Here is a 21,647-nt window from a genome sequence, read left to right on the forward strand (position 1 = left end):
AGGAGCTACACCATGTCTATGACTGAGTCTAAAGTACCGGCCAAGGGAAAAACAACCCGTCCGGCCAAAACCACCAAAAAAAACGCCGTCGCTGAAAAAATCGAGTCAGCGCTGGCTCAAGCGGTGCGCAAAACCGTCACGCTCGGCCAGCTGGTGCTGACCGACCTTAACGTGCGTAAGAAAAAGTCCTCGCAGGCGTCGATCGAGGGGCTGGCGGCGGCTATCCGTTCCGCCGGTCTGCTGATGAATCTGGTCGTGTTTGAGATGGACGATGGTCAGTTTGGTGTCGCCGCCGGAGAGCGCCGCACGCTGGCGTTGCGCTGGTTGATGGCACAGAAGAAGGAAGCGGACAAGACCACCCCTGACGGCATCGTGACCGACGATTACCCTGTAGATGTGTTGGTCGTCAGCAAGCCGATGGCGCGCGTGGTGTCGATGATGGAAAACAGCCAGCGCGAACAGATGCACCCGGCCGATCAGGTTACGGCATTCCGCGATTTGTCGGCGGATGGGCAGACACCAGCCCAGATCGGTGACCTGCTGGGATTCAGTACGCGCCATGTCCAGCGCTGCCTGCGTCTGGCAACGATGGCACCGGAACTGCTCGATGCGCTGGCCGAAGATAAGATCACCCTCGACCAGCTGCAGGCACTGTCGGCCACCGAAGACCATCAACGTCAGCGTGACGTGTGGGAAAACGCTTACGGCTGGTCCGCAGCACCGAATCACCTGCGCGACGCGGTACTGAAAAGTGAAGTCTCGGCCAAGGATAACAGCCAGCTGGAGTTCGTCGGGCGTGATGCCTACGAAGCGGCGGGCGGCACCTTCAAATTCGACCTGTTTACCGACGAGGGCTTTTTGACCGAGCCAGCGTTGTTGGAGCGTCTTGTCCGCGAAAAACTGCACGCGCTGGCGCAGCAGGCTGCTGAGGGCGAGGGCTGGAGCTGGGCGGAAGGGCGCATTTCGCCCATTAAAGCATGGGGTGAGGATGCGGATCTGTACCGCGAGATGGATGCACCGGAGCCGGAATTCACAGACGATGAACAAGCCGAGATCACCCGCCTGAAAGCACGGTTTGCCGAACTCGAGGAAGCATTTGAAGCGGCGGATGTTGATGCGGATCTCCAAGCGATGATTGCAGAAAGCGACGCGATTGAAGCAGATATTGAACGCTTAACCGCAGAGGTGATTATCCGTTCATGGCCGCAGTCGATGCGCAGCACCGGTGGGGTAGTGGCATTCCTGCGTAGCGGCAAGGTGGTTTACCAACGCGGGATCGTGTTACGTGCCAGCGAAGAAGCTGCCGGAAATGCCGCCGATGACAACGGCGACGGCACTGTGACCACTGAGACAGCGGCACCGAAAACCAAGGAAAAAGGGTTGTCGGCAGCGTTGATCATCAGTTTATCGGCGGAACGCACGCTGGCGGTGATGGGCGCACTGGTCGAAAACCCGACCGTCGCGCTGGCGCTGCACACCCACACGCTGGCCGTGAAGGTGTTCGGTTCGCGCTACGCCGGGTCGTTGCTCAAAACAGACCTGACGCCAAAACGTGCGGAATTGCTGACCAAAGCCCCGACAGCGGAAGGGAGCCGCGCCGATCGCCAGCTGGGCGATCTGTACGCGCAGTGGGAAGCGAAACTGCCACCCGAGTGGAACAGCGATTTCACATGGTTACTGACATGGGAACAGGCCGAGGTCGTGGCACTGCTGGCGTACTGCGTCGGCCAGTCGCTCGATGCCGTGCAGCTGTGGTCTGCCGGTAATGGCAAGGTTGGCGATGAACTGACGCCGCTCGAGAACGTGCTGGATTTCACGCTGTGTGACTGGTGGCAGCCGACCAAGGCCAATTACTTCGGGCGGATCAGCAAGGAGCAGATAAGCGATGCACTTGTTGACGCCGGAAAGGTGGCGCAGGCGGCATCGGTGCTCAAGATGAAAAAGGGCGACGCCGCGCAGCTCGCCGAAGATGAACTGACCGCCAGCGGCTGGGTGCCTCAATGCCTGCTGCCGGTGGCTGATGTTAACACCACTGCATCACAGGGCGCTGACAACAGCGCCGCCGCATAACCTACAGGGAGCTGCCGCCCATCGGGCGGCAGAAAAAGCTGATGAAAAATGCATTCAATCTCGAAACACTGGCGGCGATGAGCGCTGACGATCTGGAGCAGTACCGCGATCGGGGCAGAGAGTACCGGGTGATGCTCAACAGTGCGGTAATGAGTCAACTGGCAGTGCCGGAAGGCTGGCATGTGGTGGCTGAAGAGGGCTGCGAGTTCTGCGGGTGTGTGCCGGTGGTGTGCCGGATAAGCCCGGCAGGGGATGAGGCGATGGCCATCTTCCTGTGTAGCGCCGGGGCGGAAGTGCCGGGATGGGCAGCTGTTATGCCGTTCCCTGGTACGGTTAGTCAGGAAGACCAGATAAATGTCGCCTGGTTGCACACTGCTGATAACTTCGAACCAGAGACGATAAACCAGGTGCTGAAGACCGTCGGCGAGTATTACCGGTGCGGGTTTACCCGGCCGGAGGAACTGGCGGCCGCGATGCGGATGGGAGGGCTGTGCGTATGATCCCGAACAGTCACGCATTGACACCGATCGATGAATATCAGCAGGCGGCCGTACATGCAGTGGTACTGGTCGAACAGAAAAAAGAGCAAGGGAAACGGCTTGCACGGTTCCCGTATGCGAAGGCGTTCTTCCGTGTCCTTAACAACGGTCGTTCTCAAATCCGTGCTCTTGATATACGCCTGTTGGCTAGCAATTACAGCCCGGAAGAAAGGGATGGTTCGCCTATTGAGCGCTACGTCGAGGCGCTGGATTTGCTCCTTGAGAGCAATGGCAAGTATTGCCCGTTACCGCTGCCGTCAGATACTGCTGCTCGCCTGTTCCCGGCAAATGCAGTCCGTCTGCGTGAACGTGATAATCGCAAGTGGGAAATGAAGTTTGAACGGCAAAAACGCCGGCATTCGAGAGAAAAACAGCAGAAGCGCCGGCGCTATCAGAACATGCTCGCGCAGGCCGAGATTGAACTGGCGTTCGTCACTCCCAGTACAGTTAGTTCATGGTATGCGCACTGGAGCAGGAAAGACATCTATGAACATGATCTGAGTGGCTGTTTCGATGCATGGCTTGAGCTGTTTCCCTGCTTTTCCCGATTTGAAATGCGACATTGCAAAGGTGATGCCCTGTGGAGTGTGGTTGAATCTCTGGGAAAGGTGGAGGCTGAATTGACTGATGCAGAGCGCATTTTCAACACCCTGCTACTGCCAAATAAGTTGAGCTATAGTGAGGTGCATGATTATGCATAAAAATCAAATACCACGAGTGGTACTGTCTGTATTCCGAAAAATTATGCTGATTGGTCATGGCGCTAAGTCGGCACCAGTGCTTACCATCATAGGACTATGGCGTTGTCTTTCAACTATTGCAGCATTAAGTGGGATCGGGTTCTGTGCATTGTCTTTGTTATTTTCAGTGCCATTCTTGCCTTACCCAACCAGTGTCCATTGGTGGACGTATATGGCTGTCGGTCTGAGTGTGTTATTGATTATGATAAGTACATATTTAGGTACGACTTTGCTAATTATTGGCGCTATTGAAATAGGTAAGCTGTGGGAATGAATCGGGAAAATCAAATGGGATGGATGTATCTCGTAACCGCAATGTTAACTGGTTGCAACTTGCTTATTCGGCAACCTCAGCTGCTAACAATTATTTGGGGGGCTGTCTTTGCGGTTTTTTTTGTCGGGACTAACCATCTGGCAGCAAAACATCGATTCATGATTGGCGGCATTTGGTTCGGGGGGGCGATCGTCGTATCTGTGCTTATGTTAGCGGGTTACCAGCTAAACGACGATATGCAGTATTTGGTCTCTGTTTTCGCGTTTTTTGCTTCCTTGTTGTACAGCATACGGTACTTTAGAAAATCATAATGATTGAGCTTTACAGTGTGATTGGGTTTATTACTGACGAAGGAACTGAGTATGGCTAAACGCACATGTAACCGGTTGGCGCGCCAAACTTTGGCGCAAGGACGTTCAGAGCAGGTGTACCGCATCAGTAATCGTCGGGCTATGAGGGTCTGGCCGACCATCAGTGCGATGACGATAGTTCCGTCTCGCACCAGCGCAAAGCGCTATAAACAGTGCAGAGCAAAAAAACAGTAACAATATAAAGGCGCCTACCGGCGCCTTTTTTCTGTCCCTGTCCTGTTAAGACGCTCCACTCGCTTTTTACCCGTCGGCTGTGTCTCTATCCGTCCCAGGTTTTTGCTGTATGCGCGGTTTAATTTCAGTCGCTCGAAAAAGTAGCCCTGCAGGTGAGCCGGCTGCGTCGCCGCGATTTGTTTGCCAGGTTGAATGTCATTTTCGGTATCTCCGGGTTGTTGTCGGCATTATTCCTGATCCCCGGCTGCAGCTGCTCCGGGCTAGCGTTGCCTCTTCCCAAAATAACAAAACGGCCATGGCCCCCTTCGGCTCCCCGGCAAGCCGGGTCGTCGACCATACTCCACCAGGCGCGCCGGCTGAGCCGTCACACCTGGTTCCGCCGAACCCGCAAAGCGGTTTCGGGCCTGCCGGCTAATGTCCGATGGCGAAGGTCAAAGGCATGCGCTTGCAGCAGGCGTTGCCGGCGCCGCTTGTCACTGTTCGCCGGCGTGCCGGCGAACGCTAAGGACGCCACGTCGTTCCGCCGCGTCGGGTGTGTTCCTGCTCATATCATCCCGGTGGACATCTCACGTCAGACCTTACGCGGAGTGCTTTGTATAGCGCCATCCATGTTCAGAAAACAAGGGTAAATGGCACGCCTGCGGCGCCCTTGTTTTCTGCCCACGTCTGTCGCTCCCATGCACTTCGCCGCGAAAGGTCCCGACGAGAGATAAACAACCACCGCAGGAGAAAAAGAGCATGAACACACAAAACGTCAACGTCAAAACCGCCGCTCAGGAGCCCTCGGAAAGATAAAGGTTGAACGGCGTCTCGCTGACGTATGAGCACAGTTAGGTATTTCATAACGCTTTAAACACACATTGGATTGAGGAGAAATATCATGGCAACTCGAGGCGTAAACAAAGTAATTCTGATTGGTTTTTTGGGGCAAGATCCTGAAGTTCGTTATATGCCAAACGGCGGTGCTGTAGCGAATATCTCATTGGCTACATCTGACACCTGGACTGATAAGGCGACCGGCGAGGAGCGCCAAAAAACCGAATGGCACCGGGTCGTGATTTTCGGCAAACTGGCGGAAATTGCTGGCGAGTATCTGCGCAAGGGTTCGCAGGTCTACATCGAAGGGGCGCTGCAAACGCGTAAGTGGCAAGATAGCGATGGCCAAGACCGCTACACCACGGAAATCGTCGTGAAGGTCGGTGGTTCACTTCAAATGCTGGGGAGTCGGAACGACAGCGGTAGTCGTGTGCCACAGCAAAGTGGGCAGCCAGCGCCGCAGGAACAGGAACCTGTGCCGGCCGCAGCTTCTCCAGAAAAAAGCACTAAGGGCAAAAAAGGCAAAGCGGCTACGGCCAAGAAAAATCCTGCTCAGTCTGCACCACAGCAGGATGATTTCCCGCCAGACTGGGACGAAGGTGCACCATTCTGAATTAAGACACGGCCTTGCTTCTGCAGGGCCGTCACACATGTTATCAGGGAGAACATTATGATCGTTACCCGGCCAACTTCATCAAAAGAACCTGATTTGCTTTGCGGATACGAGACTGCAAAACTGGTCGTTAAAGACTTGTCTGGTGCCAATGCTACAGAATATGCGACGCCTGAACAGGGTTGGACACACGCTTCCCTCGAGGCGTTAGACCTCTGTGTCGCGTTCCCAGATGGTTGGGACGCATTTCTTGGTGGAGAGTGGGTAGGCAGCTCGGAGATTTAAGAGGGCTTCAGCAGGAAATTTGTGTATCTCGGTTATTTGAATTATCCCCAAGTTGGGTATAAAATATACCCAACTTGGGGTTTTAGTGAGGTGGTATGGAGGCATTATTTGTTGAGTTGCCGCCGTTCGAACGGCATCGCGCTGAATACCTCACCGATGAAGAATTCCGGGCGTTTCAGCAGATGCTGCTGAAAAATCCGGTATGCGGTGATGTGATCCAGCATACCGGCGGATTGCGTAAGGTGCGTTTTGGGGATACGAGACGTAATAAAGGAAAACGTGGTGGGATTCGGGTGATTTACTACTGGTATCTGGAGAAATTCCATTTCCTGTTGTTCACCCTTTACGACAAAGATCAGAAAGACGATTTAACGAAAGCACAACGCGATATTTTGCGCGAAATGCTTGACCAGGCAAAGAAGAGAGGGGCAGATGAAAGAACGCGACATCTTTAGCGAACTGCAGGAAGGCATGACCGCATGGGGTGAGTTCAACGAAGGCGTCAAAGTAGTGCGGACACACCGTGTCAGCGTGAAACCTGCCTCAATGACGCCTGAAGAAGTGAAAGCGGTGCGTGAAAAGCTAAAGCTTTCACAGGCGGTTTTCGCGCAGTACATGCATACTGGCGTTAAAACGTTGCAAAATTGGGAGCAGGGAGTGGCAAAGCCGAATCAGCAAGCTGTCTTATTGCTCAAAATGGTAGATAAGAACCCTAATACATTGAAAGAGCTGGCGATGCTGTAACGCCACATGGGCTGCGCTTGCGTAACATTGGCTTGATAATTGACTGGGAGTGACTTATGGCGGTTAAATTCATCGAATTTGCTTCTAAAAATGAAAAAGTGGGTCTGGACTCTGACTCTCATAACAAAGCAGTAACAGTCTCAACCATGAATGCATGGCTGGATAATAACCCGGGCATTCGGATTATTTCTGTTGAAACGATGGAAATCACCCTTCCATCGACGGCGAGTACCCCAGGCGGTTACGCGTTTTTAGGATTACGTGTTTGGTATGAAGTCAATCAGGACTGAGCGCGGCGACGACCTGCATGTGTGTTACAGCACAGCGTGTGTGAAAATCAGAAGAGAGAGACGGCGCCTGCGGCGCCGTTTTTCTTTCTGAGGGGCTGTTGCCGGTCGATGAAAAAAACGCGTACAGGGTTAAACATTATCCCAATCATACTTTTTGTAGTAGCAGAAAGCTGTTTTGACTTTCTCGGTAAGGCTTTACTGACCTTCGGGTGTGTGCTGTGTGCCTGGACCTTCTGAATAAATATCAGGGCCAGGGGCGGTGGCCGGCCGCAAGCGTCCTGCCATCAGCCCTATTCGACTAACCGTCCGCATCCGCGGCCGCCAAGTCTCACCGAACCCGCTTGGCGGTTTCGGGCCTGTCGGCTAGGGTCTGAAAGCCAACTTCAACAGCATGCGCTTGCAGTCGGCGATGCCGGCGCCGCTTTTACTGTTCGCCGGCGTTGCCGTCGAACGCTAAGGACGCCCCGGCTTTTAGCCGTGTCGGGTGTGTTCCTGCTCATCTCACCGGTGGTTATCTCCCGTCAGCCCCTTGCGCGGCCGCTTTTGTAGCACCGTCGCCCGTGTGCCCGCAAGGGTGAAATGCACGCCGCAAGCGGCGCCCTTGCAGTCTCCCGTTCGCCGTCGCTCCTGCAGCGTTTTTGCCGCGAAAGGTTCCGACGAGAGATAAATCAACCACCGAAGAGGGATACCAGCATGAACACACAAAACGTCAACGTCAAAACCGCCGCTCAGGAGCCCTCGGAAAGATATGGGTGGACGGAAGCCCATGGTTGGGGTCTGTCGCCAGCTGAACGCATTGCTGAACAACAGGGCTATCTGAACGAGCTGCGCCACTTTAACGATCAGTGGAAGCCGGAACGAGCGCAGCGGCTGATGGAATTGTTGATGGCCATCGCCGATAACGTGCTGGACTCGGTGACAAACTGGAAAGATGTAGGGGCTTTTGGTGATAAGCCTCGGATCCCTTACATGGTTATGCGCGGCTGGTTGGACGCGATGGCGTTGGCACCAGTGATATGCGGCGAAATGGGCAGCAATGCCGTGGCGTATGTGCTCGAAAATTTGGCGGGGAAATTTGAGTTTGAATGCGCGATGGCTCGGATGGATCACCCATAAATTTTACCGTCCGGGCGGCGGTGTTGCTGCCCGGCATAGCAAACGAAGGAGTTAACGTTATGAAAATTCAGAGCATCAACACCGCCGCTACAGAATCTGTTGAAAATTGGGATGTTAAAGCCTGCCGTTTTCAAACGCGGCTGATCGGGCGTTATAGCGTCAGGTTTGTCTCGTCGGTCGCCGGTACTGACGTGATAGTGAACTGTCGGCATATCACCAATGCGTATAACGCATTTGATGCTGTCGCGCGATTTGTACGCGAAACCAAAAATGCAGACTGCAAGGTGTACGGGGTGGACGAACTCGAACCCGCTTGCATTGTGTGCCTGAACAGTGCGGGGTATCGCATTGTACAAAGTGGTTATATCTGGCTGTGTCTCGATACCGGCGTGATTGTAGAAGTGGCAGAAAACGGCACCATGCGCCGCGGCGATGATGGCCGTCTCCTGCCTGCTTACGGAACGTTAGTACGTATTTAACCGGTGGCAAACCACCACAACAAGAGGAGAAGAAGCGATGTATCAGACAGAAATCAGCACCGAAAACCGCATGGTGTGGGATGCCAGCACCGAAGCGGCGTACTGGCAGCAGCGTGAACGGCAGGCGCGCACAGGGGTGGAAGAAATCACCTTGGCTGCGTTTATGGATGCCATCGCGGTGATGTATCCGCGCGACTGGTGCGGCGACGTTGAATGTGAGTCGTTCAAACTGGCCGACATGTATTGCGGCGAAGTGACCACGATTTACGTCAAGGTCAAGGAACGCTATTTCCGGTTCCGCGACGTGGTGACGTTACCGCACAGCGCTATTTTGGCACGGATCGATAAAGAAGTGTTAAGCCGGGAACAGCAAACCGGGAAATGACGAAAGCAGGCTTTCGCCTGCTCCCTTGTGCTGGTCTACCCCTGAGAAAGTTAGGCCAGCGCTCAATAATCGATTGGAGAAAAACTATGACTATCGAAGCGTCAATCATGACATTGACCGATGCATATGTAAAGCGGATGGACGGCGCTGTAAAACGCCAGCAGCGAATCGCGCGCGGCGATATAGCTGCGGCCGACGTCGATCCGGATCTGCGATCGCTCGGGCGTCATATCGTTGGTTGTGTCCGCAAGGGCAAATCGGTGCGGGTGCCACCGATGCGGGGCAGTGAATGGGGGCATGTTCTGCGTGCGCTGGAATTAACGCGGGCTTTGGCCTGATAACACGAGCCGCCCCGTTAAGGGGCGGCTAATTGACAGACCCGGAGATCATAACCCGAGGCGGGCAGGGTGACCCAGCCCGATAAGTGAGCCATGAACCAATACGAAACAGAGCCATTGCTGGGCGAATTTACCGATCTGACTGGGCAACGCTGGGCATTCGATGCGGAATCAGTCTGCTATTTGGAAGAGCAAGACGGTGAACCATATTGGCACCTGTATCGATATCACGATCTCGATAATCCCACGGCTGAAAGTTGTGCTGCCTTGTTGCGTGTTACCGTGTCCAGCGATGGTGCCGAAGGGTGCGAGACAAAATAAAAAGAATGGGCGGCGCCTGCGGCGCCGTTTTTTGTTTTATCGCCTTCCCTTGTGTCTGTCTTTTATCTTCACCTTCACCTTTTGCTTTCCCTGCAGCTGCTCCGCGGTTGGTGCTTGTTTTTTCCCAAAAAAAACAAAACGGCCATGGCCCCCTTCGGCTCCCCGGCAAGCCGGGTCGTCGGCCATACTCCACCAGGCGCGCCGGCAGAGCCGTCACACCTGGTTCCGCCGAACCCGCAAAGCGGTTTCGGGCCTGCCGGCTAATGTCCGATGGCGAAGGTCAAAGGCATGCGCTTGCAGCCGGCGTTGCCGGCGCCGCTTGTCACTGTTCGCCGGCGTGCCGGCGAACGCTAAGGACGCCACGTCGTTCCGCCGCGTCGGGTGTGTTCCTGCTCATCTCACCGGTGGTTATCTCTCATCAGCCCCTTGCGCGGCCGCTTTTGTAGCACCGTCGCCCGAGTGCCCGCAAGGGTGAAATGCACGCCGCAAGCGGCGCCCTTGCGGTCCCCCCGTTCGCCGTCGCTCCTGCAGCTTTTTTGCCGCGAAAGGTTCCGACGAGAGATAGACAACCACCGCAGGAGAAAAAGAGCATGAACACACAGAACGTCAACGTCAAAACCGCCGCTCAGGAGCCCTCAGAAAGATATGGGGAAAAAAACACGTCACAACGTTGGTCGGAAAAATATCCCGATGCGGAACGCATCATGATCCGTCAGCTGAAGATTATGGAGGAATTGCACGGCATGTATTCATCCCCTGACGAGCTGGCGCAATCGCTCTATGAAATTTTTAACACGTTGACGGATCGGGTGGTGTTTAACGGCGTCGATAACTCGCCTTCAGATAAACCGAAGATTGCTTATGCCGTCGCACAATATTGGATTAAGGCGCAGCGTCGGGCTGCTGAGTATTTTGGCGAGACAGGTGTTGTTGCCTGGGAACATGCTCGTTATCGGCTTCACCTTCAGCTGGCTATCAACCACTCATACCACTAATAGAGAAAGGAGAATAACATGCGTCTGACTTCCCGTTTTGGCCGCTATAACGCTATCCGTAAAGACCGTCCGTTAACCAACGAGGAATTAACGAACGTAGTGCCGAGCGTGTTTTCTGATGACAAACACGATTCGCGCAGTGACCGTTACACATACATCCCTACAATCACGTTGCTTAATAAATTACGCGATGAAGGTTTTCAGCCGTTTTATGCCTGTCAGACACGCGTTCGTGATGAAAGTAAACGCGGCCATACAAAACACATGCTGCGGCTGCGTCGGGAAAACATGATTGTATCCGGCAATAAAGAAGTACCGGAAATTGTATTGTTGAACAGTCACGATGGGAGCAGCAGCTATCAGATGATCCCCGGCATGTTCCGCTATGTATGCGCAAACGGGATGGTATTTGGCCAATCGTTCGGTGATGTTCGTGTGCCGCATAAAGGAGATGTAGTCGGGCAGGTGATTGAGGGTGCGTATGAAGTTCTCGGCATATTTGACCGCATCGATAATGATCTCGATGCGATGAAATGTATCTCAATGACAGAACGCGATCAGGATTTATTTGCGCGGGCGGCATTAAGTTACCGCTATGAATACGAAGATAAATCTCCTATCACGCCATCACAGGTTTTACGGCCGCGTCGACGTGAAGATTATGGTAACGATTTATGGACAACATTCCAGCGCGTTCAGGAAAACATGATCAAGGGTGGATTACCGGGAAAAAGCGCAACAGGAAAAAACACCCGAACCCGTGCAGTCAATGGCATCGATGGGGATATAAAACTGAACCGTGCGTTATGGTTGATTGCTGATGAGTTCAAGAATCGACTGAAATAACAGGGTGCCCCGGTAATGACGCCCATCAATACCGGGGCCGAACACTGCAAGAGAACGTATAGTTAACACAGCGTGTACAGTATGAAATAACGAGGGGTAAGATGCAAACGGAAAAATTACTGGTATGCAGTACGGCACACTTTACTCATGAGGATAACCAGCTGTTAGCAACAATGGCAGGAGAAGTGTTTTTTTTATTTTGGGTAGCTAATATGCAATATGGTTACATTATTGTGATGACGGACTACCGATGGAAGCTACGCGTCTTAAAGTCGCATGGTGCTTCAAGGGCGCTGCGGCGGTTTTTAATCTAACAGATAAAATATCAAAAAATCCGTTACTTTCATTTTGACCGTGATGCGCCAATTGATCCCTTTCTCAAGGTTTTTGACTGGTAGCGCGCTGATAAGCTCCGTCCCCATCGAGGGGCGGAGCTTATTCTCCCCGCCCGCCCAGCGGGAAATAAATTTCCCGCTCCCGCTGCCCCAAAGGGGCGCCCAGGTTACCACCAAAAAACGTGACCGTTTTTTGGCAGTATCGGTAGTTTTGTGTGTCCGGCCTATCCACATCTACACAATCGACGTTATTTCACCTTGTCCCGGCGAAATAACCGCTCCCGCTCGTTTCCCATTCTGGTTATGGGAAACTTCACTTGCTTTGTCTCATGTGCATATGTGGATAGGGTGTGGTTAGTCGATTACTTTAGGCTTGATGTTGCCTGCCTTAATTCTTTTATAGATGCTATCGATTTTCATGGCATATCGGTGTCGGGCAGCAATAGTATCATCCTTATTCTTTACACCCGCGTTGTACATCCCTACTGCGAGCCAGGTAGTTCCATAAGCGTTAAAATTACGTCTTAACACCATCGCGCCGACATGAATGTTAAGGCAAGGTTCATTTAGAAGACGATCTACTGTCAACTGAGGGTAATCCTTTCGGAACCGCTGCAGAGTTTTACTGTTAATCTGCATTATCCCGTAATCTGAACTGACGATCTTTCCCTGCTTGTTCTTGTTATTGTTTATCGCCTGCGGATTGAAGGAAGATTCGCGGTAAGCGATTGACCGGATGTAGTCAGGGTCGATACTGTAATATTGACCTGCACGATCGAAACAATCTGCCTGAACCCAAGTCGACATAAAAAACAACACTAGTGTGCATGCTCGCGCAAACTTTGAATTCATCCAAGTGCCCCTGAAATTGAAACAGCCAGTTTGACGATTATACCAGATGCTATCCTTAGAACCAGAAAATAACACACCACTCGCAAATTAAAATTTGCTGGAAGTTTTCTTTAATATCAGTGAGTTAATTTATGACTGAGTGTTGTTTGTACGATACTGTGAGTTTCTATCTAGTAGCTTGTTAGTAACCTATTGGTTACTCAGTGGATTCTGTTTAGTGCTTGCAATGTTATCAATAAGTTAACTATGATTGTGCCTTAATGGTTACGTGATGGTTCCGTATGAGTGGCTTTCTGGTAACGTTGATTTGTGTTTTTTTGCACATAAAATACCTGACATCTCAGCAAACAGGGCGAGAGACGATTGGAATTCAATCAAATCAATACTGGATGTAAAAACATGAATGATGAAAATCAAAAGCGAGCAAATAGAGTAAATCTGACCGTTCCGTATTCATTCCTTGAAAAAATAGACCACCACGTTCAAGTAAGGCTTGATGATGGTGAAACTCGCGATACAGCGAATCGCGCAGCCTTTGTAATGGAAATGTTTAAACTTGGCCTGCGAGTGCATGAGAATAAGTTGAGTAAGGAAGAAAATCAGAAATCGTTGGATGATAAGTTGAAGATGATTGCGGGAAATGTGCTACTTACATCATTCTTATCAGAAGCTCTTTACTTTGTAATGCAGGAAACTGTAGAGCCAGGCAAAGTTATTAAAGGAAGTCAGTTTATTGATGAGGATTTTGTTGGGGCGGTAAAAGAACGAATTTCTGGAAAACTTACTGAATTTTTCAAGTGAGATCATGGAGTGGTTATGAAAGACAATGTTATTTTTGAAAAGCTAGAAAAAAAACATTTACCGTTTTTATATGAAATTAGGTTTTCTGTGGAAGAGAATATTGTACACCCTCATCAGATTCAATATCTTTGCAGAAATCAAGCCGTTGATGATATAGAACAAGGGGGCGGTTGGATATGTAAGGTTGATAATGACTACGCTGGTTTTTGTTTCGGTATATTCATACATGAACCTATCATAGGTGGTCTTTTTGTAAAACCTGAATATCAATCAAGAGGAATAGGTTCACAATTGATTTCGTATGTTACTGATTGGATGTTCGATAACGGAGCTGAGGAAATAAAGTTGACAACAGATCCTGGTTCAAGGGCAGAATCGTTTTATAAATATCATGGGTGGAAGTATATCGGTTTAGATGAAACAGGAATTCAATCAGAATTTTCAAAAGTAAAAGGAAGCGCAGTGTGAAAACTTATGCATATCTACTTATGCTTTTAATTAGTTCAAGTTCTTATGCTGAGGTTGACTACTTAATCCTCAAGTCTCCAGGACGTAAGCAACTAAAAATATCACGTAGCGAACTAGAGAAACTACCGCCACATTCTATTACCACATCTACTAATTACACTCCAAAGGATACCTTTGTTGGTGTGAAAGTAAGTGATTTTATTAAAAGCTATGGGGTTACAGGCAGTAAAATTAGGGCTTTTGCTTGGGACGCGTATTCGTTTACTTTACCTATCGATGAGGCTGTTAAATATGATGCAATCATAGCTTACAAAAAAAGTGGTAAATATATGAATATTTCAGAGCTTGGACCGTTTGCTATCATATATCCGAGAGATGAAAATCCAGAGCTAGAACGATTGTCTGTAGATGCAAAGACCGTTTGGCAAGTTAAAATACTTGAGGTTAAATAGAATGGGTAATAAACCACTTTTTGCTTTGATTTTTCTCGGTATTATGCTTGCTCTTTCAGTAACACTTATAGTGGTTAGTTTTGATAATGTGAAGAATCGATATAAAGAAATAGAACCTAATTTGGACAATTACTCCACCGCAGAAGTTTTACTTTTGTCATTCGAGCATATGAAAACAGCGTTACTTAAATCTGATGGTAAGGATTTGGATGATTTTTTCTTAAGAAAAGATATTTTTGATTCGAAAATAAAAATTCTAAATGACAAGTCACCTTACTCTAGTGCGTTTTCTTATGACAAAGAGTTTCTTCATGTCCAAGATGAACTAAGTCGCAATGAAGATATTCTAACCACCTTAACAAATAAGTTAAGTAAAGGGGGAGCAAGCAAAGATGAAGTGTTAAATCTTATGGATGAGATGGATTCTACACTTTTGGATTTACAGGAAGTTATATATAAAATTCAAATACGAAACTTTAATGAGGTAAAAAAAATTATAAAGGATAATACTGGTAAAGCTGAGACTTTATCATTTGTATCACTCGTATTGTTATTTTTGATGGTTGTTATAATTTTGCGAAATGCTTACTCATTAAGAGAGGTGATAAAGAAGAAAAATCTATTTATTTCGGCAATATACCATGAATTGGCTAGCTCTACTCAATCAATTGTAATTGCAGCAGATATCATTGAGCATGAGCTCGTTGGTGAAAATTTAAAGAAGGAAGCAGGTCTCATCTCATACCATGCATCGAAAATACTTGATCAAACACGAGAGGTGATGGATTACTCCCGGCTTGAAATGGGGAAAATGACTGTTAACATAACACAAGTTAATATAAATGATTTAATTAATGATGCTATCAGCGAAATAAATGAAGGTAGTGTTAATAACTTTAAAATAGTAGCTTCTTCTAAGAGGGTATTTATTAGGTCTGATAAGTATAAATTGTATCGCATCATTGTAAATCTTTTAGATAATGCCAATAAACATACTTATAATGGTGTTGTTACAATAAATGTAAAGGTGCTCAGAAATGGTTTGTATGTTCTTGTCAAAGATACTGGCGTAGGCTTTAACGTAATGATTTTGAAGGATCTCTTTAAGGCATTCAATCAGGGGGCTGAAAGAGAGACCAAGCAAGGCCTTGGTCTCGGGTTAACGATTATAAAAAACTATGTGGAATCACTCAAGGGTAGAATTCGGGTGAAATCGGTAGAAGGAGCTGGCTCTTCATTTTTTATATTTATCCCTATTGAGTTAATTGAAAAATAAAGTCGATAATAAGAGTGATGATATAATAAACGGTTTTGCTGGTTTCTCTATTAATTTCACGTCATAGTTTAAAATCATATCGCCGATGTTTTTTTCATAATGGTCTAGCTGACCTGTTAAAATTATTATATTGCTATAGGGGTCAGTTTCTTCTCTTAAATTTCTGACTACGCTTTCAGATGTTTCGCCAAAATCAAGCAACCAATCAAGGACATATGCTTCATACTGATTATGGTTCAGAGCTTCAATAATTTCGTTTTTATTCTGATAAGTATCTGCTTCTATCCCATATCGTGCTGTAACTAGTTTAAGTAGCTCAAGAATATCACGGTCGTTGTCTAATAATGCGACTTTTGGTGCGGGCAAGAAATCTATTGAATTGACTTTATATATTGGTACGTCAGGGGTGTTCTCGTTATTGGTACTAATTACAAAAAGGCCATCTTTTTTCACAGCATAGGTCTCATTCTCCTCAATATCAATAACTGGGTGTTCATTAACTTCTATAACACATCGCTTGTGGATGTTGTTCATAATAAAAACGCAATTATGTACCCTTTGCCCTTCAAAAGGCTCATTGAAATATTTGAATATATTCCTTACCTCCTCGAGTGTTATGCCCCTCTTGCCATCGAGCTTTTGTTTGGCGCTGTTGTACTGCAGCCCAAGTATTGTTGCCATTGTCGACGCATGCTTTCTGTAACCGACTCCTTTTTGGGTTAGTAGGTTACTGATCTCTTCTATGTAATTTATATTTTTTTTCATGCACTTAAGATTCTTCTGGTGTCGTTTGTGAGCACTTCCTGAGCATAGATGCTCATACAGGCACTAGCATCAGGCATTACCATACACCTGCATTATAGGTGAAATGGGAACCAATACGTGCTTTATGAGTCTGATTTATATGAATATTCTCAAAACAAACTCACATAAAACCAAAAAAGACACTCAAAAGATCTTCACATGTTTGTAAGTTTATGTTTAATTACCACTCATGGCTTTAGTTTCAGTTTGGAATTACAACTATGACTGATGAACAATGGAAAGCAGTACAGCTTGTGATGAGATTGAGTCCCAACGTTAATCGTCTGCTCACCGAGTCGGCTCGACGAACAGGACGCAGTAAAACACAAGAGGCTTTACTCCGTTTAACGGACCATCTCATTAACTTCGAAGATATTGCGTCAGAAGGTAAAAGATTTTTAAGGAACGATAAATAATTTATTTCTCGTGGCCAACACCAGGGCCTTTGCAGTACCAGGGAATCTATTTAATTTAACTTGGTTTTAATATGACACAGCAAGGAGGTATATCACCAGACACTCTAATTTTGGTTATACGCATAACAACCTATTTATTTCCTCACTGTTAAAGGAATCTTCAATGAACGGTCAACTCTCTACGTCCGTCAAGTCCCCGCGCATTTTGGGTGCGGTAGCCATGACAAAAGCAAATTTGTATAACCCAAATGTATTAACCATGGTTGGCTTCACGCTCATGGCACTGGCATTAATGTTTATGCCATCCACTCATGCAGAAGCTGTCGACCTCTTTACTAAAGGCAGAACGAACATCAAGGATACGTTTGGTTTAAGTTCTACTGTCGTTTGGATCCTGTATATCATCGAAGGTCTGGGCGCAGTATTCACCTACACCAAAACCAAAAACCTGGCTGTTTTTGGTGGTATCGCAGCAGTTATGGTCTTCGTAAACGTACTGTTCGGTATTATTCCTTAATCGCAGGCATTAACTATGGAACAACGTAACCGATATAAGTATCCGGCTACGTTTTCCGAACAACCGCGTTGGGTGGGGCTTCCTCGGGACGAGTTTATTATCTATGTACCCTTGGGCTTATTGGCAATATTCGTTAATTTATGGATATTTTGCCCCACCCTCGCTATCGCTGTGTTTGGGATACGTCGTCTGAAGAAAGGGAAAGGAACTAGCTACCTGCTGAATTTGGCTTACTGGTTCTTGCCAACCAGCATATTACGCTTTTTCCTTTCTGTTCTGCCTGAAAGTTTCAAACGTTACTGGGTTGCCTGAGGGAATGCACTATGGAATTCAAACTCACGGCGGCCAGAAATCGAAATCTGTCCGTCGCTATCGTTATCCTTCTCATTATCTCCATTCTTAGTCTGGCGCTCTGCCATCGGATGTATTCTGATAATCGCGCGCTGACTGAAGCGCTGGTCAATAACAGGCAAACCATCGTACTGCCTATGGGGGTAAATAAAGAATTTGCCTTTAACGGTGAACGTGGTGATGCGCGTTATATACGCCTAATGGCTCTGAGCCTTCTTAATCTACGCCTTAACGTATCAAACGAAACAGCTTCTGAAAGCCATGCATTACTCCAGGCTTATGCGTGTGACGGACAGAAAGAAAAAATGGAACCTGCATTGAATGCTGAACGCCGCCTACTTAAAGCCAATGACGGCAGCTCTGCATTCTATCCGGCTGATTTCAAAGTTTGGGCCGACAAAGGGATTGTAGAAGTCGTGGGTAAATTGCAATTCATTTACGGGTTACAAAAACCTGAGCCTGTAGATAAACGGTACCAGCTGCGTATCGACACCCGTAATGACGGGATGTGTTTCAACGCTTTTGTGGAGGTGCCCGTTGAAAAGTAAATTGCTGATATTTGCAATGGTGCTTGCCAGTTCTGCTGCCCAGGCACAAGAAGTCGATATTAACCCTAATGCTCGCCTGGCGTTGGCTGTTAGTAACACTGATCCCAATTATATCTCTGTCATGGATGACCGGGTCATCGCTATTCAGGCAACTCAGGGGGTACTTTCGGACAAGCGGACAACGGCAGGCGGGGCGGTGTTGTTTTCAACCGTCTCGGATAAACCTTTTACGTTGTTTGTTCAGACAGAGTCAGGGTTTGCCTTCTCTGTTATGGCTTCTCCGCGTAAGCAGGCAGGACTGTCACTGGTGGTGAATAATCGTGAAGTCCGTGGAACTGAAGCTGCTCGCGAATGGGAGGGGTCACAAAATACATATAGCGCGCTTGTCACAAGTCTGATCACTAAGTTCATCAATAACGATAAGCCCTCTGGGTTTGTTTATACAAAAAATCGCGATGTCCCATTATCCCCCTCAACCGAAACCTATTTTTCAGTTCGACCTGTCACAGCATGGCAGGGAGATAAACTCCGTATTGTGCGGCTGGATGTCTCCAATCGCTCCACTTCCAGAATTGAACTGAATGAACGCTACTTCTGGTTAAAAGGGGTAATGGCCGTGTCGTTCTGGCCACAGGTTGATCAAGTGTCACCAGGTACTACGGTATCTGCCATCGTACTACTCCGTGATGGGGAGAAACTACGATGAACCTGAACATCAATAAATTGGTTCAAAGCAAACAGCGCAAACTGTTCGCTTTGATCCTCGGTGGTATCGCTTTGGTGCTTGGGACACTTTGGTTTCTTAATGATCGTGCCGGCGCCTCTGCCGGCGCCGAAGCTACCGAGGCACCTGTCGGAAATGGGTTACCTGAACCTGATTTGACTGGTGCTGTCACCAACACCTTCGATGGAGATGTCCAGGGCGGCGTTCTCGTCGATGCACAGCTGCGTGAGCGTGAAGCGAACAAGGCTGTTACTGACATGAAAGAGACGATGCTCGATATCAAAAAGCAGTTGGATGAGATGAAGGGGAACAACGACAGCCTGAAAACCCAGATGAGTGATCTACAGGTTGAGCTAGATAAAGCCAAAATGAACCAACCCGTTGCACCAAGCCCGCAGGAGGCGGGTAACGGGTCGCTTCCTCCCGCCCAATATCGACTGGGTCCGCCGCCTGTATCCCGTGGCCAAATCGATAGTCCATTGTTTGATTATACCGAGATAGACAAGCCCAAAAAGAAGACCAGTGCTGCGTTCTACGTCCCGACCGGCACATTCTCCAACGCCATTATTATCGAAGGTGCTGATGCTAACGCATCGGTGCGTGGCCAGGAAAAACTGGTCCCTATGCAGTTCAAGTTGACTGGTCTATCGCATCTTCCCGGTAATCAGAAAAGTGACAAATTGGCAAATTGCTTCGTTACTGCTTCGGTCTTCGGTGAAATCTCTAGCGAACGCGGCGAAGTCAAGACAGAGCGCCTCTCTTGCATCATCAACGGCAAGCACATCGATCAGGAAGTTAAAGGACACGTGGCGTTCTACGGTAAGAACGGCATCAAGGGGGTGCCGGTGATGCGTAACGGTAAACTCCTTGGTCTTTCCTTTATGGGCGGGGCCCTTAGCGGTCTGGGCCAGACGGCCTCGCAGGTTGGCCAAACAGTGGCCGGCGTCGGCGCCACGACAACAATTTCCGCCGGCGATGCCGGACGTGCCGCCATCGGTGGTGGTGCGAGTACCGCCGGGAGCAAGCTTGCCGATTATTACATCCAGCGCGCCGAACAGTATCACCCGATTATCCCGATCGGTGCCGGTAATCGGGTCGAGGTGGTATTTCAGGAGGGCTTCAAGGCTGAGTTTATCGAAGATATAGAGGAAGCGGAGAAGCAGGCGAATAACCCGACAGGTCAACAGGTGCAATCTGGGACGGCGGATACGACGACTCAGTCTCAGGGAAATAGCGGTCTACCGCCGGAACTCATTGGAAAGCTGGGAGACGCAGCTGCACTCAAGATCCAGGACTTTGTCACACCGGCACCGGGGGCGCCGCAGAACGGCGGCTAAGGAACGATGATAGCTGAGCTAATGCATTCAGGCATCCGTGAGAACCCAACTTACTCCATTAACGGTGACCCCCATGATTGACTCGACAATTTCCCTCGATGAATACGAAGACCTGCTAAGTGAAGACGGTCTGCCAGATGATGCACTGGCAGTAATACGCCAGATCTTCAGTGATATTCGCCCAGTGACTCAGCGTTTTAAAGCCAACAGCAATGAGTTGATTAACCTGGCCGTGTCCCATTCGCCTGCCTACGCGGCATTACCGAATGAACGGCGAGAGTTCTTTAACGGAGTATTGAAACTCCCGATATTTTTCATGATTGACCCGGATTAAAGGAGCCGCGAGATGGACAAAACGAATACAAAGATGGCCGGAGTTTATGGGGTACTGCTCCTGGCGTGGTGGGGCGGCTGGTTAGCATTAGATGCTTGGCGCATTGAGCATCTACTTACCCATGTCGACAAATGGGTAAGTTTTCGGCAAGACATTCTCATTTGTGTGGGGTCGTCGGCGTTATCCGCGATTGCCATGATGGTGCATGCAAAAAAAATAAATGCTGTTTACACGCTACTGGGGTGCCTGGCGGTGATATTGGCCATCATGATCGTGTGCGTTGGCGGTACTTCTTTTATTGACTGGAAAATTAACGCGGAATTGTTCTGGACTTGGTTCTCGGGTGTGGGATTGGGGCTGGCGCTTATCGTGCCGTTCGTGACTTACATCGTGGGAAATATACTTGATTAATAAAAATATTCGCCTTCGCATGCGGGGAAACCTGCTGAGGGCGCCCAAAGACTCAAACGAGGAATGACGATCATGAAACACACTCTTTCCCGCATGCTGCTATGCAGTGTAGTGATGCTCTCCGGGTGTGCAGGTATGAACTCAGAATTTGAGTTCGACAAGCCCGCTAAAGACAGCGGCATCTGGATGTCTCAGGCTGACGACATGACGCTGGGTAACAACTCCGGCGCTGCTGCGGCAGGGCATTCTGCCAGCGGTACGAACCACGTCGATCTGGACGGTTATCGCCTTATCGATACGGGTCATATCCGGCTCGATGTACAGCCGATGGTCACTGGCTCCCGGGGTGTACAGGGGACTACGCCGATAGGGTATCCATTACGGACCTCCGCACCTACATCGGGCGGGGTGTTTACCGCAACTACCGTCACTCCGTCAGTCAATACCGGCACGGTCTCTTGCAATACCCCACGCTGCTACCCTGAACCGGCCGCTGCGTTCCGTAAACCGGATGGAGTACAGCGTATCTGGATAGCGCCTTATGTGTCACCCGATGATGCGGTGCATATGGGGGAGATCGTCTTTGCCGTCGCCAAGCCGGCTGACTGGAACGGCGTACTCTGAG

Annotated in this window: 32 protein-coding genes; 30 read left to right on the top strand and 2 right to left on the bottom strand. The window is 49.1% G+C overall.

Translation table 11 applies throughout. The annotated features are described in order from the left end of the window. Window positions 1–12: 12 nt before the first annotated feature. From ACCC84_RS21340 to ACCC84_RS21420, 17 genes are all read left to right on the top strand, one after another. Window positions 13–2,070 carry a ParB/RepB/Spo0J family partition protein gene (locus ACCC84_RS21340; RefSeq protein WP_371902268.1) on the top strand — a complete coding sequence of 686 codons (2,058 nt, stop codon included), beginning with the start codon at window positions 13–15 and terminating at the stop codon, window positions 2,068–2,070. 41 nt (window positions 2,071–2,111) lie between these two features. Beyond that, a complete protein-coding gene (gene psiB / locus ACCC84_RS21345; RefSeq protein ID WP_371902269.1) occupies window positions 2,112–2,570 on the top strand; it encodes a conjugation system SOS inhibitor PsiB in 459 nt (152 codons plus the stop codon). After that, on the top strand, window positions 2,567–3,310 hold the full coding sequence (locus ACCC84_RS21350; protein ID WP_371902270.1) for a plasmid SOS inhibition protein A: 744 nt from the start codon (window positions 2,567–2,569) through the stop codon (window positions 3,308–3,310). The genes psiB and ACCC84_RS21350 overlap by 4 nt, the downstream gene beginning before the upstream one ends. Beyond that, complete coding sequence (locus ACCC84_RS21355; protein ID WP_371902271.1) at window positions 3,303–3,623, top strand: hypothetical protein; 321 nt, start codon at window positions 3,303–3,305, stop codon at window positions 3,621–3,623. Before ACCC84_RS21350 ends, ACCC84_RS21355 begins: the two co-directional genes overlap by 8 nt. A 1,425-nt stretch (window positions 3,624–5,048) precedes the next feature. Continuing rightward, complete coding sequence (gene ssb / locus ACCC84_RS21360; protein WP_371902272.1) at window positions 5,049–5,597, top strand: single-stranded DNA-binding protein; 549 nt, start codon at window positions 5,049–5,051, stop codon at window positions 5,595–5,597. Window positions 5,598–5,654: 57 nt separating this feature from the next. Beyond that, a complete protein-coding gene (locus ACCC84_RS21365) occupies window positions 5,655–5,882 on the top strand; it encodes a hypothetical protein (protein ID WP_371902273.1) in 228 nt (75 codons plus the stop codon). Window positions 5,883–5,977: 95 nt separating this feature from the next. Then, window positions 5,978–6,337 (top strand): toxin, encoded by a 360-nt coding sequence (locus tag ACCC84_RS21370; protein WP_371902274.1) that lies wholly within the window; start codon window positions 5,978–5,980, stop codon window positions 6,335–6,337. Then, on the top strand, window positions 6,315–6,626 hold the full coding sequence (locus ACCC84_RS21375) for a helix-turn-helix domain-containing protein (RefSeq protein ID WP_371902275.1): 312 nt from the start codon (window positions 6,315–6,317) through the stop codon (window positions 6,624–6,626). Before ACCC84_RS21370 ends, ACCC84_RS21375 begins: the two co-directional genes overlap by 23 nt. Window positions 6,627–6,682: 56 nt before the next feature. Beyond that, window positions 6,683–6,916, top strand: coding sequence for a hypothetical protein (locus ACCC84_RS21380; RefSeq protein ID WP_371902276.1), 234 nt, complete (start codon window positions 6,683–6,685; stop codon window positions 6,914–6,916). Between the two features lie 693 nt (window positions 6,917–7,609). Further along, a complete protein-coding gene (locus ACCC84_RS21385) occupies window positions 7,610–8,032 on the top strand; it encodes a hypothetical protein (RefSeq protein WP_371902277.1) in 423 nt (140 codons plus the stop codon). Window positions 8,033–8,091: 59 nt separating this feature from the next. Continuing rightward, complete coding sequence (locus ACCC84_RS21390; protein ID WP_371902278.1) at window positions 8,092–8,511, top strand: protein TraE; 420 nt, start codon at window positions 8,092–8,094, stop codon at window positions 8,509–8,511. Between the two features lie 37 nt (window positions 8,512–8,548). Next, entirely contained in the window at window positions 8,549–8,896 is a 348-nt protein-coding gene (locus ACCC84_RS21395) for a hypothetical protein (RefSeq protein ID WP_371902279.1), read from the top strand. Between the two features lie 86 nt (window positions 8,897–8,982). After that, the gene (locus ACCC84_RS21400) at window positions 8,983–9,234 is read left to right on the top strand and encodes a hypothetical protein (RefSeq protein ID WP_371902280.1); all 252 of its coding nucleotides are present in this window, start codon (window positions 8,983–8,985) and stop codon (window positions 9,232–9,234) included. A gap of 93 nt (window positions 9,235–9,327) precedes the next feature. Continuing rightward, window positions 9,328–9,555, top strand: coding sequence for a hypothetical protein (locus tag ACCC84_RS21405; RefSeq protein WP_371902281.1), 228 nt, complete (start codon window positions 9,328–9,330; stop codon window positions 9,553–9,555). A gap of 590 nt (window positions 9,556–10,145) precedes the next feature. Next, window positions 10,146–10,550 (top strand): dehydrogenase, encoded by a 405-nt coding sequence (locus ACCC84_RS21410; RefSeq protein ID WP_371902282.1) that lies wholly within the window; start codon window positions 10,146–10,148, stop codon window positions 10,548–10,550. An 18-nt stretch (window positions 10,551–10,568) separates the two neighbouring features. Beyond that, complete coding sequence (locus tag ACCC84_RS21415; RefSeq protein WP_371902283.1) at window positions 10,569–11,396, top strand: DUF932 domain-containing protein; 828 nt, start codon at window positions 10,569–10,571, stop codon at window positions 11,394–11,396. A gap of 101 nt (window positions 11,397–11,497) precedes the next feature. After that, window positions 11,498–11,710: a DUF5983 family protein gene (locus ACCC84_RS21420; RefSeq protein ID WP_371902284.1), complete on the top strand. Its 213-nt coding sequence runs from the start codon at window positions 11,498–11,500 to the stop codon at window positions 11,708–11,710. 375 nt (window positions 11,711–12,085) lie between these two features. On the opposite strand, the gene ACCC84_RS21425 is transcribed toward ACCC84_RS21420, so the two are convergent. Next, the gene (locus tag ACCC84_RS21425) at window positions 12,086–12,583 is read right to left on the bottom strand and encodes a lytic transglycosylase domain-containing protein (protein ID WP_346420759.1); all 498 of its coding nucleotides are present in this window, start codon (window positions 12,581–12,583) and stop codon (window positions 12,086–12,088) included. A 399-nt stretch (window positions 12,584–12,982) separates the two neighbouring features. On the opposite strand from ACCC84_RS21425, the gene ACCC84_RS21430 reads away from it, so the two are divergent. The 4 genes from ACCC84_RS21430 to ACCC84_RS21445 are packed head-to-tail and all read left to right on the top strand — an operon-like array spanning window position 12,983 to window position 15,580. Then, on the top strand, window positions 12,983–13,384 hold the full coding sequence (locus ACCC84_RS21430; RefSeq protein ID WP_371902285.1) for a relaxosome protein TraM: 402 nt from the start codon (window positions 12,983–12,985) through the stop codon (window positions 13,382–13,384). A 15-nt stretch (window positions 13,385–13,399) separates the two neighbouring features. Further along, window positions 13,400–13,852 (top strand): GNAT family N-acetyltransferase, encoded by a 453-nt coding sequence (locus ACCC84_RS21435; RefSeq protein ID WP_371902286.1) that lies wholly within the window; start codon window positions 13,400–13,402, stop codon window positions 13,850–13,852. Then, window positions 13,849–14,304: a putative pterin-binding protein gene (locus ACCC84_RS21440; protein WP_371902287.1), complete on the top strand. Its 456-nt coding sequence runs from the start codon at window positions 13,849–13,851 to the stop codon at window positions 14,302–14,304. The genes ACCC84_RS21435 and ACCC84_RS21440 overlap by 4 nt, the downstream gene beginning before the upstream one ends. Window position 14,305: 1 nt before the next feature. Further along, entirely contained in the window at window positions 14,306–15,580 is a 1,275-nt protein-coding gene (locus ACCC84_RS21445; protein ID WP_371902288.1) for a sensor histidine kinase, read from the top strand. Here the strand turns inward: ACCC84_RS21445 and ACCC84_RS21450 are convergent. Next, window positions 15,566–16,345, bottom strand: a complete 780-nt coding sequence (locus ACCC84_RS21450; RefSeq protein WP_371902289.1) for a helix-turn-helix domain-containing protein — start codon at window positions 16,343–16,345, stop codon at window positions 15,566–15,568. The genes ACCC84_RS21445 and ACCC84_RS21450 overlap by 15 nt on opposite strands. Before the next feature lie 260 nt (window positions 16,346–16,605). Between ACCC84_RS21450 and ACCC84_RS21455 the strand changes: the two genes are divergently transcribed. The 9 genes from ACCC84_RS21455 (at window position 16,606) to traV (ending at window position 21,646) form a co-directional block, all read left to right on the top strand. Further along, on the top strand, window positions 16,606–16,800 hold the full coding sequence (locus ACCC84_RS21455; protein WP_371902290.1) for a TraY domain-containing protein: 195 nt from the start codon (window positions 16,606–16,608) through the stop codon (window positions 16,798–16,800). Window positions 16,801–16,963: 163 nt separating this feature from the next. Further along, window positions 16,964–17,317: a type IV conjugative transfer system pilin TraA gene (locus tag ACCC84_RS21460; RefSeq protein WP_371902291.1), complete on the top strand. Its 354-nt coding sequence runs from the start codon at window positions 16,964–16,966 to the stop codon at window positions 17,315–17,317. 15 nt (window positions 17,318–17,332) lie between these two features. After that, window positions 17,333–17,629 (top strand): type IV conjugative transfer system protein TraL, encoded by a 297-nt coding sequence (gene traL / locus ACCC84_RS21465; RefSeq protein WP_129937155.1) that lies wholly within the window; start codon window positions 17,333–17,335, stop codon window positions 17,627–17,629. A gap of 11 nt (window positions 17,630–17,640) precedes the next feature. After that, a complete protein-coding gene (locus tag ACCC84_RS21470; RefSeq protein WP_371902292.1) occupies window positions 17,641–18,216 on the top strand; it encodes a TraE/TraK family type IV conjugative transfer system protein in 576 nt (191 codons plus the stop codon). Next, entirely contained in the window at window positions 18,206–18,922 is a 717-nt protein-coding gene (locus ACCC84_RS21475) for a TraK domain-containing protein (protein ID WP_371902293.1), read from the top strand. The genes ACCC84_RS21470 and ACCC84_RS21475 overlap by 11 nt, the downstream gene beginning before the upstream one ends. Then, window positions 18,919–20,277 carry a TrbI/VirB10 family protein gene (locus tag ACCC84_RS21480; RefSeq protein ID WP_371902294.1) on the top strand — a complete coding sequence of 453 codons (1,359 nt, stop codon included), beginning with the start codon at window positions 18,919–18,921 and terminating at the stop codon, window positions 20,275–20,277. Before ACCC84_RS21475 ends, ACCC84_RS21480 begins: the two co-directional genes overlap by 4 nt. A gap of 73 nt (window positions 20,278–20,350) precedes the next feature. Next, a complete protein-coding gene (locus ACCC84_RS21485) occupies window positions 20,351–20,611 on the top strand; it encodes a hypothetical protein (protein WP_371902295.1) in 261 nt (86 codons plus the stop codon). A gap of 12 nt (window positions 20,612–20,623) precedes the next feature. Next, a complete protein-coding gene (locus tag ACCC84_RS21490; protein WP_371902296.1) occupies window positions 20,624–21,022 on the top strand; it encodes a hypothetical protein in 399 nt (132 codons plus the stop codon). A 93-nt stretch (window positions 21,023–21,115) separates the two neighbouring features. After that, window positions 21,116–21,646, top strand: coding sequence for a type IV conjugative transfer system lipoprotein TraV (gene traV, locus ACCC84_RS21495; RefSeq protein ID WP_371902319.1), 531 nt, complete (start codon window positions 21,116–21,118; stop codon window positions 21,644–21,646). Window position 21,647: the final 1 nt, after the last annotated feature.

The sequence above is a fragment of the Serratia odorifera genome (genome assembly GCF_041448735.1).
In the GTDB taxonomy this organism is placed as follows: Bacteria; Pseudomonadota; Gammaproteobacteria; order Enterobacterales; family Enterobacteriaceae; genus Serratia_F; species Serratia_F odorifera.

Bases quoted from the DNA above. Each gene is read 5' to 3' on its own strand.
- ACCC84_RS21340 (WP_371902268.1), top strand. From the start codon at position 13: ATGTCTATGACTGAGTCTAAAGTACCGGCCAAGGGAAAAACAACCCGT.
- psiB (WP_371902269.1), top strand. From the start codon at position 2,112: ATGAAAAATGCATTCAATCTCGAAACACTGGCGGCGATGAGCGCTGAC.
- ACCC84_RS21350 (WP_371902270.1), top strand. From the start codon at position 2,567: ATGATCCCGAACAGTCACGCATTGACACCGATCGATGAATATCAGCAG.
- ACCC84_RS21355 (WP_371902271.1), top strand. From the start codon at position 3,303: ATGCATAAAAATCAAATACCACGAGTGGTACTGTCTGTATTCCGAAAA.
- ssb (WP_371902272.1), top strand. From the start codon at position 5,049: ATGGCAACTCGAGGCGTAAACAAAGTAATTCTGATTGGTTTTTTGGGG.
- ACCC84_RS21365 (WP_371902273.1), top strand. From the start codon at position 5,655: ATGATCGTTACCCGGCCAACTTCATCAAAAGAACCTGATTTGCTTTGC.
- ACCC84_RS21370 (WP_371902274.1), top strand. From the start codon at position 5,978: ATGGAGGCATTATTTGTTGAGTTGCCGCCGTTCGAACGGCATCGCGCT.
- ACCC84_RS21375 (WP_371902275.1), top strand. From the start codon at position 6,315: ATGAAAGAACGCGACATCTTTAGCGAACTGCAGGAAGGCATGACCGCA.
- ACCC84_RS21380 (WP_371902276.1), top strand. From the start codon at position 6,683: ATGGCGGTTAAATTCATCGAATTTGCTTCTAAAAATGAAAAAGTGGGT.
- ACCC84_RS21385 (WP_371902277.1), top strand. From the start codon at position 7,610: ATGAACACACAAAACGTCAACGTCAAAACCGCCGCTCAGGAGCCCTCG.
- ACCC84_RS21390 (WP_371902278.1), top strand. From the start codon at position 8,092: ATGAAAATTCAGAGCATCAACACCGCCGCTACAGAATCTGTTGAAAAT.
- ACCC84_RS21395 (WP_371902279.1), top strand. From the start codon at position 8,549: ATGTATCAGACAGAAATCAGCACCGAAAACCGCATGGTGTGGGATGCC.
- ACCC84_RS21400 (WP_371902280.1), top strand. From the start codon at position 8,983: ATGACTATCGAAGCGTCAATCATGACATTGACCGATGCATATGTAAAG.
- ACCC84_RS21405 (WP_371902281.1), top strand. From the start codon at position 9,328: ATGAACCAATACGAAACAGAGCCATTGCTGGGCGAATTTACCGATCTG.
- ACCC84_RS21410 (WP_371902282.1), top strand. From the start codon at position 10,146: ATGAACACACAGAACGTCAACGTCAAAACCGCCGCTCAGGAGCCCTCA.
- ACCC84_RS21415 (WP_371902283.1), top strand. From the start codon at position 10,569: ATGCGTCTGACTTCCCGTTTTGGCCGCTATAACGCTATCCGTAAAGAC.
- ACCC84_RS21420 (WP_371902284.1), top strand. From the start codon at position 11,498: ATGCAAACGGAAAAATTACTGGTATGCAGTACGGCACACTTTACTCAT.
- ACCC84_RS21425 (WP_346420759.1), bottom strand. From the start codon at position 12,583: ATGAATTCAAAGTTTGCGCGAGCATGCACACTAGTGTTGTTTTTTATG.
- ACCC84_RS21430 (WP_371902285.1), top strand. From the start codon at position 12,983: ATGAATGATGAAAATCAAAAGCGAGCAAATAGAGTAAATCTGACCGTT.
- ACCC84_RS21435 (WP_371902286.1), top strand. From the start codon at position 13,400: ATGAAAGACAATGTTATTTTTGAAAAGCTAGAAAAAAAACATTTACCG.
- ACCC84_RS21445 (WP_371902288.1), top strand. From the start codon at position 14,306: ATGGGTAATAAACCACTTTTTGCTTTGATTTTTCTCGGTATTATGCTT.
- ACCC84_RS21450 (WP_371902289.1), bottom strand. From the start codon at position 16,345: ATGAAAAAAAATATAAATTACATAGAAGAGATCAGTAACCTACTAACC.
- ACCC84_RS21455 (WP_371902290.1), top strand. From the start codon at position 16,606: ATGACTGATGAACAATGGAAAGCAGTACAGCTTGTGATGAGATTGAGT.
- ACCC84_RS21460 (WP_371902291.1), top strand. From the start codon at position 16,964: ATGAACGGTCAACTCTCTACGTCCGTCAAGTCCCCGCGCATTTTGGGT.
- traL (WP_129937155.1), top strand. From the start codon at position 17,333: ATGGAACAACGTAACCGATATAAGTATCCGGCTACGTTTTCCGAACAA.
- ACCC84_RS21470 (WP_371902292.1), top strand. From the start codon at position 17,641: ATGGAATTCAAACTCACGGCGGCCAGAAATCGAAATCTGTCCGTCGCT.
- ACCC84_RS21480 (WP_371902294.1), top strand. From the start codon at position 18,919: ATGAACCTGAACATCAATAAATTGGTTCAAAGCAAACAGCGCAAACTG.
- ACCC84_RS21485 (WP_371902295.1), top strand. From the start codon at position 20,351: ATGATTGACTCGACAATTTCCCTCGATGAATACGAAGACCTGCTAAGT.
- ACCC84_RS21490 (WP_371902296.1), top strand. From the start codon at position 20,624: ATGGACAAAACGAATACAAAGATGGCCGGAGTTTATGGGGTACTGCTC.
- traV (WP_371902319.1), top strand. From the start codon at position 21,116: ATGCTGCTATGCAGTGTAGTGATGCTCTCCGGGTGTGCAGGTATGAAC.